At 63.5% G+C, this 13,289-nt stretch carries 13 protein-coding genes and 1 tRNA gene; 4 read left to right on the forward strand and 10 right to left on the reverse strand.

From position 1 onward, the window contains the following. Window positions 1-403 precede the first annotated feature (403 nt). Entirely contained in the window at window positions 404-700 is a 297-nt protein-coding gene (locus ABIE49_RS04485) for a DUF1127 domain-containing protein (protein ID WP_192733752.1), read from the forward strand. 254 nt (window positions 701-954) lie between these two features. Here ABIE49_RS04485 and ABIE49_RS04490 read toward each other — a convergent pair whose 3' ends face one another. Further along, window positions 955-1,317: a helix-turn-helix domain-containing protein gene (locus ABIE49_RS04490; protein WP_192733753.1), complete on the reverse strand. Its 363-nt coding sequence runs from the start codon at window positions 1,315-1,317 to the stop codon at window positions 955-957. 67 nt (window positions 1,318-1,384) lie between these two features. Continuing rightward, entirely contained in the window at window positions 1,385-2,818 is a 1,434-nt protein-coding gene (mgtE, locus tag ABIE49_RS04495; RefSeq protein ID WP_192733754.1) for a magnesium transporter, read from the reverse strand. 101 nt (window positions 2,819-2,919) lie between these two features. Between mgtE and ABIE49_RS04500 the strand changes: the two genes are divergently transcribed. Next, on the forward strand, window positions 2,920-3,765 hold the full coding sequence (locus ABIE49_RS04500; protein ID WP_192733755.1) for a polysaccharide deacetylase family protein: 846 nt from the start codon (window positions 2,920-2,922) through the stop codon (window positions 3,763-3,765). Between the two features lie 190 nt (window positions 3,766-3,955). After that, window positions 3,956-5,182, forward strand: coding sequence for a polysaccharide deacetylase family protein (locus ABIE49_RS04505; protein ID WP_354066590.1), 1,227 nt, complete (start codon window positions 3,956-3,958; stop codon window positions 5,180-5,182). A gap of 36 nt (window positions 5,183-5,218) precedes the next feature. Here ABIE49_RS04505 and ABIE49_RS04510 read toward each other — a convergent pair whose 3' ends face one another. The 5 genes from ABIE49_RS04510 to ABIE49_RS04530 all read right to left on the reverse strand — a co-directional run bounded on the left by ABIE49_RS04510 (window position 5,219) and on the right by ABIE49_RS04530 (window position 9,029). Beyond that, the gene (locus tag ABIE49_RS04510; RefSeq protein WP_192733757.1) at window positions 5,219-6,625 is read right to left on the reverse strand and encodes an aminotransferase; all 1,407 of its coding nucleotides are present in this window, start codon (window positions 6,623-6,625) and stop codon (window positions 5,219-5,221) included. A 201-nt stretch (window positions 6,626-6,826) separates the two neighbouring features. Then, entirely contained in the window at window positions 6,827-7,861 is a 1,035-nt protein-coding gene (locus tag ABIE49_RS04515; protein ID WP_192733758.1) for a histone deacetylase family protein, read from the reverse strand. 145 nt (window positions 7,862-8,006) lie between these two features. Next, entirely contained in the window at window positions 8,007-8,393 is a 387-nt protein-coding gene (locus tag ABIE49_RS04520; RefSeq protein WP_192733759.1) for a hypothetical protein, read from the reverse strand. Window positions 8,394-8,603: 210 nt separating this feature from the next. Next, window positions 8,604-8,688: transfer RNA gene (locus ABIE49_RS04525), tRNA-Leu, on the reverse strand. Window positions 8,689-8,786: 98 nt separating this feature from the next. Further along, entirely contained in the window at window positions 8,787-9,029 is a 243-nt protein-coding gene (locus ABIE49_RS04530; RefSeq protein WP_074276133.1) for a FliM/FliN family flagellar motor switch protein, read from the reverse strand. 75 nt (window positions 9,030-9,104) lie between these two features. On the opposite strand from ABIE49_RS04530, the gene lipB reads away from it, so the two are divergent. After that, on the forward strand, window positions 9,105-9,833 hold the full coding sequence (gene lipB / locus ABIE49_RS04535; RefSeq protein WP_192733760.1) for a lipoyl(octanoyl) transferase LipB: 729 nt from the start codon (window positions 9,105-9,107) through the stop codon (window positions 9,831-9,833). A gap of 657 nt (window positions 9,834-10,490) precedes the next feature. Here the strand turns inward: lipB and ABIE49_RS04540 are convergent. The 3 genes from ABIE49_RS04540 to ABIE49_RS04550 are packed head-to-tail and all read right to left on the reverse strand — an operon-like array spanning window position 10,491 to window position 13,194. Further along, a complete protein-coding gene (locus tag ABIE49_RS04540; protein WP_192733761.1) occupies window positions 10,491-11,924 on the reverse strand; it encodes a TIGR01777 family oxidoreductase in 1,434 nt (477 codons plus the stop codon). Continuing rightward, a complete protein-coding gene (locus ABIE49_RS04545; RefSeq protein WP_192733762.1) occupies window positions 11,921-12,601 on the reverse strand; it encodes a DUF4166 domain-containing protein in 681 nt (226 codons plus the stop codon). The genes ABIE49_RS04540 and ABIE49_RS04545 overlap by 4 nt, the downstream gene beginning before the upstream one ends. 35 nt (window positions 12,602-12,636) lie before the next feature. After that, window positions 12,637-13,194, reverse strand: a complete 558-nt coding sequence (locus ABIE49_RS04550) for a GbsR/MarR family transcriptional regulator (RefSeq protein ID WP_192733763.1) — start codon at window positions 13,192-13,194, stop codon at window positions 12,637-12,639. Window positions 13,195-13,289 lie beyond the last annotated feature (95 nt).

Consider the following 13,289-nt stretch of genomic DNA (forward strand, 5'->3'; position numbering starts at 1 on the left):
CAATCAAGTTTACGCAGATTGCGTAGACTTATCTGCGGTAGAAAACGCGTCAGAAGAGACTGGACCGTGTACCCATAAACCCGGCGGCGTGATGCGACGAAGGCCACGTTCGCTCTGCCCGTGGCGACCAGGTTCGAGCGACCGCGCAATATGTCGCTCGCCTCCAGGATGCGAGCCACGTCGGTACATCCCTTGATTTGGCGCGATTTCCGTGGTAGCTACGCTTCATGATCAACGTCGTATGCACCGCGAACCGTAAAAACATGACCCGCTCTCGCTGGGCCGTGGAAGGAGTCGTGCGCTAGAAATTCGACGACGCGATCTTTTCACCAGGCCCCGCCGGCATCGGACGGGGCCTTTTGTTTGGCCATGCTCCCTGCCGACGCAACAGCAGGAGCATCCGATGCCACCCCACCAGACGAACATCACATCCGGGACCGAGCGCGATGCCGCGGGGCTCGGCCTCGACCTGCCCATCGCATTACCAACGGCCGCATCGACGCGAAACGTCCTCGGCTTGCTCAAGCGATATTGGCGTGCGTTTCAGGAGCGGCGCCAATGCCAGAGCTTGGCCTACCTGAGCGACAGGGAGCTGATGGACATCGGCCTGACGCGCGATGCGATCGACCACATCACACCTCAACGCGCTATCGACAGGATTAGAGATAGCGGGATGTACCTATTGAGCCGTGGGATGTAACCGATCAACCGTCACATGCGGACTGCGCTTTGCGAACAAGCAGCCGTCAGCGCGGCTGCTTGCCTGTTGAGTTTGCGTCAATCAGGCTGTGGCTGTGCCTTGGTGAGTCCGCGTCCTAGAGCTTTTTCCGTTCCGATGGAATCGGAACGGGGCTCTAGATTCTTGTTTTGACGCGTTTTCTACCGCAGATAAGTCTACGCAATCTGCGTAAACTTGATTGCTGTGCGAACCGGTATCCACTTCGCTCGAAAACGCTAGATGGTAGCCGATTCCGTGGCGAGCGCGGCGAAAACCGTCTCCGGCGAATGGGCGATGACGGCGAGCAGCGCCCGCGCCGGTCCGCGCGGTGCGCGTTTGCCCTGCTCCCAGTTCCGGATGGTCTCGACCGGCACGCCAAGCCGGGCTGCGAATTCGAGCTGAGTCAGGCGCGAACGGCGGCGCAGGTCGCGAACCGCCGGCAGCGGCGCGTTTTCGCTCGCAACAGAGGCTGCTGGCATCGCGAGCCCGGGCACCGGATGCGCAGGCGTCGCAAGCGCGAGCCCGGGCGCCAGCGGGAACTCCTGCCCGTCCCGCAGTTCCACGATCCGTCCATCTGCCTTTAGCCGCAAGCGCTGCATGTTCGATTCCCGATCCGGGAATCATCGGCCAAGCGCGTTAAGGCCCGATTAACGATACTCACCCAGCTCACTTCAGCCCGAACCAGAGCGTGGCGATGCCGAGGAACGAGAAGAAGCCGACCACGTCGGTGATGGTGGTGACGAAGGTGCCGGAGGCGACCGCCGGGTCGGCGCGCACCCGCTCCAGCACCATCGGGATCAGGATGCCGCCCAGCGCGCCGGCGATCAGGTTGACGACGATCGCAAGGCCGATCACGACGCCGAGGCCGGGGATCTTGAACCACGCCACCGCGGCGACGCCGGTGATCACGGCAAAGGCGAGGCCATTGACGAGACCGACCATCGCCTCACGCAGGACCACGCGGAGCGCGTTGTTGGAATGGAGTTCGCGGGTCGCCAGCGCCCGCACCGCCACCGTCATGGTCTGGGTCGCGGCGTTGCCGCCCTGGCTTGCCACGATCGGCGCCAGCACGGCCAGCGCCACCATCTTTTCCAGCTGGCCTTCGAACAGGCCGAGCACCGAGGATGCCAGAAACGCGGTCGCCAGATTGACCAGCAGCCAGTTGAAGCGGGCGCGCGCGATGGTCCAGACGCTGTCGGACAATTCTTCGTCGCTGGTGACGCCGCCTAGCGCCTTGAGGTCTTCGTCGGCCTCTTCCTCGATCACGTCGACGACGTCGTCGATGGTGATGACGCCGACCAGCCGGTTGGTGGTGTCGACCACGGGGGCTGCGACCAGATTGTATTTGCCGAACATCCGCGCGACCACTTCCTGGTCGTCGAGCACGGAGACGCGGCGGCGGTCCTCCTCGATCAGGTCGGCGAGCGGCACCGGCCGCCTTGCCCGCAGCAGCGTGTCGAGCGAGACCGCGCCCTGCCAGTGCTGGTTGGCGTCAACCGCGTAGATTTCATAGAACCGCTCCGGCAGGTCCGGCGTGTCGCGCATGTAGTCGATCGCCTGCCCGACGGTCCAGTCCGGCGGCACCGCGATGAATTCGGACTGCATCCGCCGGCCGGCGGAGTTTTCCGGATACAGCAGGCTGCGCTCCAGCGCGTCGCGCTCGGACGGCGGCAGCTTTTCCAGAATCTCTTCCTGGTCCTCTTCGTCGAGGCCTTCGAGCAGTTCGACGGCGTCGTCCGATTCCAGTTCGCGAACGCCCTCCGCAACCGTCTGCGGTTCGAGCTCTTCGAGGATTTCCTCGCGAACGGCGTCGTCGACCTCGTTCAGCGCCGAGAAGTCGAAATCGGTGCCTGTCAGCTCGACGAGATGGACGCGGTCGTCGGGTTCGAGGGCACCGATCAAATCGCCGAGATCAGCCTCGTGCAACTCGGCGACGACCTCACACAGCAGGGGGCGATCGGCGGCCTTGATGGCGCGCGTGATTTCCTCGACAAATTCGTGGCGGATGTGGCCCTCTTCATCCCGCATCAGGGCGGGATCGAGCGCGGACCCGTCAACGGGTCGCGCGCCGGCTAGGGCAACGTCGATATCCTCGGCCATGCCGCGCCTCGCCGGTTTGACAGAACTTGCGTTTGAGTTATCGCTGCACGCATTACCCAATCGGCGACGCAAAGCGCAATGCTAAAGATGTACAACGGCGAATGACCCCGGGATTCACCAGGACGCTCTGCGCAGCCGTCGCGGCCGCGACGGTGTGGACGGCCGCGGCCAAGGCTGCCGAATGCCCGCGCAAGGACGCGCTCGGCACCTCACGCGTTCTGCGCGTCGATGCAGCTACCTCACCGCGCGTCGGCCTGAAGAGCTTTCCGCAAACCCTGCCGCTGCAAGACCGTGAAGTGGTCCTGACCTTCGATGACGGGCCGTGGCCGGGCACGACGCCCCAGGTGCTGGCCGCGCTCGCGCGCGAATGCGTGCTCGCCACCTTCTTCATGATCGGCAGGTCGGCTTCGGCGTACCCGGAACTGGTGCGCAGGATTGCAGCCCTTGGCCACACGGTGGGGCACCACACCTGGTCGCATCCCAACATCAAATATATGAAGCCGGATGCGGCCGTGGCCGACATCGACAAGGGCTTTGCGGCGGTCGAAAAGGCGCTTCACGGCACCGTGACGACGACCCAGGGGATCGGAATTGCGACCCCGGGGATCGCAAGCGCGACCCCGACGACGCCGTTCTTTCGCTATCCCTATTTCGAGATGACGCCGGCGACGCTGGACCTGCTGCAAAACCGCGGCATAACCGTGTTCGGCGCCGACCTCTGGGCCAGCGACTGGGAGCCGATGAAACCGGCCCAGCAGTTGAAGCTGCTCACCGAGCGGCTGCAGGCCGCCCGCAAGGGAATCATCCTGCTGCACGATCCCAAGGCGCAAACCGCGGCCATGCTGCCGGCGTTCCTGCGCTATCTGAGAGACAATGGTTACCGCGTGGTCCATATCGTCCCGGCAGCCGCGGCGAGCACCGCCAGAGCGGTCCAAAACCCGAAATAAGTGTGGTATTTCGGCTATTAAGGCGGCATTCATGGCCCGCCGTTAAGGATTGCAAACAAGGCATTTTTCGAGTGAACCGAATACCGGTCCGCGCGGACCAAAGTTCGATTGGGAATGAAGCCGGGGTTCAATGATCGCTAGCGCAGGTATGGGGCTCCGTCAGCGGGCATCGATTAGTTTTTCAGCCGCAATGTTTCTGGGAATGCTGACCGGCGCCACGGCGCAGGCCGCGCCGGCCACCAATTGCCCCGGGCATCCCGATGCGATCGGCACGTCGCGCACGCTGGTGGTCGATCCGCGGCAATATCCGCTGATCGGCACCATGCAATATGCCAAGACGCTGCCGCTGGAAGATCATGAGGTAGTCCTCACCTTCGACGACGGTCCGCTGCCGAAATACAGCAACCAGATCCTCGACATCCTCGCCGCCCATTGCGCCAAGGCGACCTTCTTCCTGGTCGGACGGCAGGCCAACGCCAACCCCGAAGGCGTGCGCAAAATGCGCGATGCCGGCCATACCATCGCCACCCATACCCAGAACCATCCCGGAAACATGAACCGGCTTTCGATCGATGGCGCCAAGAAAGAGATCGAGGACGGCATCGCGTCGATCACATCAGCGCTCGGCGACGGCACCGCGCCGTCGCCTTTCTTCCGCATTCCGGGCCTCGGCCGTTCCGACGTCATCGAGGCATATGCCGAAGCAAAAGGCCTGCAAATCTGGAGCGCCGATTTTCCTGCCGACGACTGGCGGCCGGTCTCATCGCAGCGCGTCTACGACCTCGCGATGCAACGGCTCGAGGCCAAGGGCAAAGGCATTTTGCTGCTGCACGACATCCAGGCGCGCACCGTCGCCGCCCTGCCGCGAATTTTGCACGACCTGAAGGCCCGCGGTTACCGCCTCGTCCATGTCGTGCCGGCAACGCCGGAACGGCCGCCGACGCCGACCGAGCCGTCGCAATGGCAATTGTATCCGGTATCGGAGCAGGTGGCGACGTCACGCTGGCCCAAAATTCCGAATTTCGCTTATACCGCGACTGCGGCCCTGCCCGCGCCCGCGCTGGCGGATTACGATTGGCGCAATACGGCCCCGGCGGACCGCGTGCAGCGGCGCGCCTTGCGCGACGCCCTGTGGTCGCGGCAGGTGACGCTGGTGCTTGACCCGCCCGCGCTGCCGGTCCCGGCCCCCGGCGTGTTCAAGCTTCCGGAATCGATCCGCGTGACGATGCTGTATTCGCCGCCATCCGCACGCAAGGTCGAGCCGACCGCGCCTGCCGCGCACGAAGTGTCCGCCAAACAGGCCGCACGCCCTGCCAAGCACGCAAAACATGGCGGCAAGGGCGCCGCCAAACATGTGCAGGTCAAGCCCGCAAAGCCGGCCAAGAAGGTCCGCATGGCCGGCCTGAAGAAGCGCTAGACTCTTTTTGACGCGTTTTCTTCGCTCGAAAACGCTCTACCCCGCCGCCGACTGCGCACGGCCCAGCAAGCCGCGTTGGTCGGCCACCGCGTGCGCTTCGTCAAGCGCCGCTGCCACCGCGTCCATCATCTCGTCGATTTGCTCCGGCGTGATGATCAGCGGTGGGCAGACGAACACCGCGTCGGGACCGGCGCGGACGATGACGCCGCGCGCCATCGCGCCTTGCTGAATCAAGGCGCCGATACCTTCGGCCGGCGGCAGCGGCCGGCGTGTGACCTTGTCGGCGACCAGTTGCAGCGCGCCGATCAGTCCGACGCCGCGCGCCTCGCCCACCAGCGGATGCGAGCCGAGCGCGCGCAGCCGCGATTGCAGATGCGGTGCGAGCGCTTTGACCTGCGAGACGATGTCACGCTCCTTGTAGATGCGCAGCGTCTCCAGCGCTACGGCGGCGGCGACGGGGTGACCGGCATAGGTGAAGCCATGGGCGAAATTGCCGAGCTTGCCGGCATGGGCGGTGATGGTTTCAGCGATGGTGTCGCTGATGATGGTGGCCGAGATCGGCAGATAGGCCGATGACAGCGCCTTGGCGACGGTCATGATGTCAGGTTCGATGCCGAACGTATCGCAGCCGAACATCTCGCCGGTGCGGCCGAAGCCGCAAATCACCTCGTCGGCGATCATCAGGACGTCGTATTTGCGCAGCACCTGCTGGATGCGCGGGAAATAATCCGCCGGCGGCACGATGACGCCGCCTGCCCCGTTCACCGGCTCGGCGATGAAGGCGCCGATCGTATCCGGCCCCTCGCGAATGATCATGTCCTCGAGATTGGCGACGAGGCGGTCGACGAACTGCGCCTCGCTCTCGCCCGGGCGGCCGTACAGGTAATGGCTCGGGCAATCGGTCCGCAGTATGCCGCCGACCGGCAGGTCCCATTCGACATGGTTGGCGGCCAGCCCGGTCATGCTGCCGGAAAACACCGTGATGCCGTGATAACCCCGCACGCGGCCGATGATGCGCTTCTTGCGCGGACGGCCCAGCGCGTTGTTGTAGAACCAGACGATCTTCGCCGCCTGGTCGTTGGCCTCCGAGCCGGAATTGGCGAACAGCACCTTGCCGAGCCCCTTGGGCACGATCTTCAAAAGCTCCTCGGCGGCCTCGATGCTGGGCTCGGTCGAGCGGCTGTTGAAGATGTGGTAGGTCGGCAATTGCTCCATCTGGCGGCGCGCGGCTTCGACCAGGCGCTTTTCGCTGAAGCCGAGCGAGGTGCTCCACAGCCCGGCCATGCCCTCGAGATAGCGCTTGCCGGTTTCGTCGTAGACGTAAACGCCCTCGCCGCGCGCGATGACGAGCGGCCCGTCGGTCTTGTGCTTGTCGAGATTGGTATAGGGATGGATGAGCGAGGCGACATCGCGAGCCGCCAGGGAGTTGGGTCTGCCCGTCATTGGATTAATGCTCCGATTCTTGTTGATCGGTGGGAGCAGACCACGAAAAGCGTGTTCCCGCCATTTCGTATTCTAGAGCCTTTTCCGTATCGATTGAATCGAAACGGGGCTCTAGATTCTTTTTGACGCGTTTTCTTGGCGCGAACCGGGTCCACCCCGGATCAAGTCCGGGGCAGGCTTTCGCTGGAAAACGCTATAGCCTCAGCCGCCGCGGGCCGACAGAAATCCGCCAAGGAAGCTGCCGAGATTGCGGCGCAGGGCGTCGACGGCATAGCCGCCTTCCTGGATGATGACGCTGGGCAGCTTTTGCGCCCCGATCCGCGCCCCGATGGCGCCAAAGCCCGCGGTGGTGACCCGCATCATTTCCGACGAATCTTCCTCGAATGCATCGAGGCCGAGTGCCACGACGCAAGCTTCCGGCTCAAACGCCCTGACAGCTGCGAGCGCGTGGTCCAGGGCCGCCAGATAGGGCTCGTCAGTGGTGCCGAGCGGCAGCGGCAGATTGAGGTTCTTGCCGAACCCCTCACCCTCGCCGCGTTCGCCGGCATAGCCGACCTGCCAGGGATAGCCGGTATTGGGATCACCATGGATCGAGACGGTCAGGACGTCGCCGCGTTCCCAGAAGATGCCCTGCGTGCCGTTGCCATGGTGCACGTCGACGTCGAGCACCGCGACGCGGGCGAACCGGCCGCGCAGGTGCTGGGCCGCGAGCGCCGAGTTGTTCAGGTAGCAATAGCCGCCGGCAAGATCGGCATAGGCGTGGTGGCCGGGCGGTCGGCACAGCGCATAGCTTTCGGAGGCGCCGCTGCGCACGGCGTCCGCCGCTTCCAGCGCGCAATTCGCCGAAGAGGCGATCGCGCGCCAGCTCTGCGGGCCGATCGGCACCGAATTGCCCGAGAGGAAGAAGCCAAGCTGGCCTTCGAAACTTGTCGGCAGCGTCTTCATCTGTCGCATGGCATAGCTGTTGGCCAGCACGAACGGGCCGCGCGGCTGCGGCAAGGTCTGCCAATTGTCGTAGGCATTGGCGAGGAAATGGATATAGCGCGGGTCGTGCACACTGAGCAGCGCGTCGCGGCCAAAATCGCGCGGCGTTCGGATCTCGTGCGCGCCATCGCGCAACGCCGCCAGCAATTGGTTGGCCCGCTCGGGCGATTCCCGCACCGCGATTTTCACGCCGCGCGAGATGAAATGATCGGGATCGTGCAGCGCGTTGTCATCCGAATAGACAGCCAGCATCGAATAGAAACTCCTCGCATTCTCTTGCACAGCGGAGCAAGTTCTATGCCGCTCAGCAATTCCCGCATGCATGGCAAGTCGGCAAAGCTGCCGACAACCAGCGGCGCAGATGAAGAATGTCAAAAGGAATGCGCCGAATTTTCGTTCAGTTCGTCACGATCTTGGCGATGCAGAGCAGGATGACGAGGGCGAGGAACAGCAAATCGATATAGGCCTTGATCTCGCCGGCGTGGCGAAGCCCGCTGACCTCGGTGACGATCTGCTTGCGCGAGGCCGCGGCGGCAGCGGCCGCGCTCGGCCCCTCGGCGGCGACCTTGGCCAGACGCCGCGCCTCGATCTCCAGCCGCTCGATCCGCTGGAAGAAATAGAACGAACGCAGCGCCGAGGCGGCATGCATGGCGGCATAGACCAGCACGAGAACCGCAACCATCGCGCGCTGCGGATATTTATCCAGGAAGTTAAGGGCGAAATAGACCAGCGCCAGGAACACGAAGTTGGAGACGAACCGATAGGCGTAGCCCAGGAAGATCATTCACGTGCCCCGGATGGATTTGGAAGTGCCGAATTACGGTCATCGGACCGGGTAGCCGGCGATGCCCTGTTGTTTTACGCGAACGGTGTAACAGCAAGGCTACTTCCGCCTGCCCGGGCGATTCCCAACTGGTTCGCCACCGCGGCTTTGCGAAGAATGACGCGTTTTCTCACCGAATCGAATGGGTTGGGCCCAAACTGCATGATTTTGTGGTGCGCTCGGAGGGACTCGAACCCCCACGATTTTACTCACTGCCACCTCAAGGCAGCGCGTCTACCAATTCCGCCACGAGCGCTTGGGATACCGGCTGGAAGGATCTAAGGCCTGCCGGATCAACGGCGCCGATGTAACAAATCAGAGATGGAGGGACAAGGCGGTTTTGCGACCGAATAACTACCTAACACCCGGTAATTTCGGCAGCATTTGCTTGACTTCGACCGCAATCCGGTTGCGATCGACCAGGACCACGCCGGAAGCCACCGGAAGGTTGTTGGCGAGGATCTTGACCTCGTCCGCCTCGGTGGCGTCCAGTTCGATGATGGCGCCGCGGGACAGCCGCATCACCTGGTGGATAGGCATCGTGGTGGTGCCGAGCACCACCATGAGATCGACGCTGACTTTATCGAGGGTGGCCACTACGAAACCGCCAAACTTGGACTAGATTCTTGGACTGAATTGCGTGGTTTCACCTGACCACGTTATGGTTAGCCAATGGTTAATGACCGCCAAAGCCTTGATTTGACGACATTTGCGCAAGCCCCTGGTGGCAGCGATGTCGAATGGCGGATTGCGGCCAAACAAGTGCCCTACCCCGACGCCGTGGCCGAGATGGAGATGCGGGCGGCCGCGATCGCGGCCGGGCAAGCCCCCGAACTGGTGTGGCTGTTGGAACATCCGCCGCTCTACACGTCCGGAACCAGCGGCAAGGCCGGCGATCTCCTGGACCCGCGCTTTCCGATGTATGAGACCGGGCGCGGCGGCCAGCTCACCTATCACGGCCCCGGCCAGCGGGTCGCCTATGTGATGCTCGATTTGAAGCGCCGGCGGCCGGACGTGCGGGCCTATGTCGCCGGGCTGGAGGAATGGATCATCCGCACGCTCGCCGCCTTCAATGTGCGCGGCGAACGCCGAGAGGACCGCGTCGGGGTCTGGGTCAACAGGCCGGACAAGGGCCCCGGCCATGAGGACAAGATCGCGGCGATCGGGGTGCGGCTGCGGCGCTGGGTCTCGTTCCACGGCATCGCCATCAACGTCGAGCCGGAGCTGTCGCATTTTTCCGCGATCATCCCCTGCGGCGTCGTCGATGCTAGATACGGCGTCACCTCGCTGGTCGATCTCGGGCTGCCCGTGACGATGGAAGACGTCGACGTCGCGCTCCGGCAGGCCTTTGAGGACGTGTTCGGCGCGACCAAAGCCCGCCTGCCGGAAGCAACTGTTTAGGATCGCTCCTCTCGGCCTCTCGGGCATCGGGATAGCGCAGAAACTGCTAAGGCTTGGCCGCTCAAGGTGATGTTACGCTCGAAGGTCAGCAACTCGCCCATGGCCTAGGTGCGATCATTGTTGCTGACCTGCGCGAGGCGTGCACGCGCACCGTCCAGCAGAATTCGCGAGTAGAGCTTGTGAAACCAGAGTAACGACGCGAACATTGTGCCCATGCGTCGCTCCCCCGTTGCTTCGATCGATCCGCCAGGACGGCAGACCCAAAAAACAGACGGGTTGCCCGTGTGGTCCCCTCCGCCTGCGGAGCTACCATGAGCCACGATCTCGTTTTGCCGCTGATGAGGTCGCGCAACAGCACTTGATTGGCGCTTCGGTCTTCCACTCGCCAGCCCGAGAAGTGATCGATTTTTCCGATCGCCAGCTGCTTGACCTCAATATCCGTTGAAGGCTTGGACAAGAGCAAACCCAGCAGGAACCGTTCGATCTTGAACATCCTGCCCGTGTAAAACGCCTCGACATACGCTGCGTGGGACACCGCCCCCGCCACGTCCAACGCGTAGCAGTCCGTGTAAGCTCCAGCACCCGCATATCTGGCCAACAGCGCATCGGCTGGCAGTGGACAAGGTCGGATTGCGCTGCCTGGCATGATTGGCCCCCTCACAAGATCGCCTCGAATGCGCTGCGCAACGTCTCATGCCGAAACTTGAATCCATTGCTCAACGCCTTGTTCGGCAACACCCTCTGCCCTCCGAGCAGGAGCTCGTTGGCAAAATCGCCGCCGACACGGCGCAGCAGGCTAGCGGGAATCCGGAACACGGCCGGACGATGCAGCCGCCGGCCGAGTTCTTCGGTGAACTTCAGATTGGTGACCGGGATCGGCGCGGTGGCGTTGATCGGCCCTGAGATGCCGGGGCTGGCAATCACATGGGCGATCAGCCGCACGAGGTCGTCGCGCTCGATCCAGGACATCCACTGCTTGCCTGATCCGAGCGGCCCGCCGAGGCCGAACTCGAACGGCGTCAGCATCCGCGTGATGAAGCCGCCATCGGTTCCGATGACGAGGCCGATCCGTAAGTAGGCTACACGCACGCCATGTTCGGCCACCGGGCTCGCCGCGCGCTCCCAGGCGTCGCACAATTCGTGGCTGAAGCAGGCGTGGGATTTGGCGGACTCGGTCAGCACCTGATCCTGCCACAGACCGTACCAGCCGATCGCGGAGCCGGACACCAACACCTTTGGCTTGCGTTCGAGACGGCCAATCAAATCAACGACATCGCCGGTCATCTGAATCCGGGATTCGAGGATCTTGCGGCGCTTTGCCTCCGTCCACAGCCCGTTGCCGATCGGCTCGCCGGCGAGATTCACGATGGTGTCGATTTTGGCATCCGCCGGAATCTGATCGAGGCTGGTGATCAGGGTGATCGGCAGCGGCAGTTCCGCCTTCGCCGGGTTGCGGACCAGCGCAATGACCTGATGGCCCGACGCGGTCAGGCTCGCGACCAGGCGGCTGCCGATGAAGCCGGTGGCGCCGGTGATGAGCACGGTCTGGCGATCAGGCAATTTCTCCACGAGGCCGGCCGCAGGCGCGCTGTGCATCCGGCCGAGACGCCGGACCGCGGTAAAATCCCTGATACCACACAGCGCCGCGCCGACGGCGGCCGCCGCGGCGACAATGCTGAGCCACCCCGTGTAGGCCGATTGGACCCCGGTCGGCTGCATCGCCCAGTCGATCAGGACCGGCAGCAGCAGCACCAAAATAGCACCGTAATTGATCGCCAGCAGCGTGTGGTTGATGCGCTCGCTCGCCGGCAGTTTCCGGCTCATGTCCTCCTCGACGAAATCCATCAGCGTGATGATGACTTCCGCGACCAGCACCGCGATGATGGCAAAAGCGAAAATGCCGTAGACTTCCAGCCAGCCGAGCACCAGGAACAGGAACGCGTACATCATGTTGCGCACGCCGTGCAGCTGCAGCTCGTAGCGCTGCGACGGGCGCCAGACCAGCCGCTCGGTCAGCTCATGGTGATAGAACGTGTCGAACACGCCCATCACGATCTGAATGGCGATCAGGGTCCATAGCAACGATGTCATGACGTGGCCTCCCGGAACACCGCGGACTGACGAATGAGCCTGCCAAAGCGCGGATGAATGATATCGAGCGTGAAGCGGAACGTGCCGCCGCCGAGATCTGCATGGGTTACGGTGAGATCCCCCGGCGTCAGCCAATCCGGCAACGCCAGCCGCAGCGGCCCGACCTGGAACGAGTAACCGACACTGCGAAACACAAGCGCTTCGTGCTCGACGAAGATCCGCAGCGCCATGCTGATGCCGTGGCCGACATATTCCTCGAGCCCGGTCGGCCCGGCGAAGCGCTTCGAGGAGTGAATGACTTGCGGAAATCCGTGTGAGCGGGCGCAGATGCGGGTCCAGATCTGGCCGCCGCTCGCCGCGTCCTCCGTCACCGTCACCACCATCGGGACGCCGGTCTCGGCCCCGGTCGGCAGCGGCCCGCCGACCAGCCGCGCCAACTGCGCGAGCCACCAGCCAATCCTGTTGAAATAGGCCTCCTCGACCTCGCCGACATAGACGACGGTTGCACCATCAACGTGGCGCTTGGAGAAACGCCGCCAGATCGCCAGCGGCAATCGCCCCCAATCGGCGTCGGACAGCAGCGCGTGGAACCTGTTATCGTCGAGCAGTATGTCGCTGGAAGGCTTGTGATGCGGATTGGACGCTGGAAGTCTTGAGATCCTGATCGCTGATGCCATCGAACGCTCCTGCTACTCTCCCGCCACGCCCTGCGCTATTTGGTTTTTCCCATCGGCAGGAAGCTGACGATCTTCTCGCCAAGCTTGATCAGGGCGACCAATCTCGGCCGCGGCACTTTCAGCATCTGCATGTACCAGCGGTCGACCAGCTCGGTGAATTCCAGCATCTCCTTCAGCCGCTTGCTCGCGACCGCGCTGATGGTCGGATCATCGGCGGCATCGGAAACGCAGGCGCGCAGCGCATCGACCGCGGGGTCGATCTCGCGCTCCTTGCGGCGGGACGCGATCCGCGCCGCCACTTCCCAGATGTCGGTCTCCGCCTCGTAATGATCGCGGCGGTCGCCGAGGATCGGCACCCGACGGATCAGGTTCCAGGACAGCAGTTCCTTGATGGAGTTGGAGACGTTGGACCTGGCCATGCCGAGCGTCTCGGCGATATCCTCGGCCGTCATCGGTGCCTCGGCGAGGTAGAGCAGGCCGTGGATCTGGCTGACCGAGCGATTGACGCCCCACTCGTCCCCCATGTCACCCCAGTGCAGGATGAACCGCTCGACGGCGGCAGGGAGTTTCTTCTTTTCGGTTGTTTCTGTCATAACAGAAATATCTGACATTTCTGGATCGACGTCAAGCCCCGACATCGGGCCGGGCACCTTCGCCGAGGCGAGCCGTGCCCTGCCCGATCGCGCCC

Source organism: Bradyrhizobium sp. OAE829 (assembly GCF_040546575.1).
Taxonomy (GTDB): domain Bacteria; phylum Pseudomonadota; class Alphaproteobacteria; order Rhizobiales; family Xanthobacteraceae; genus Bradyrhizobium.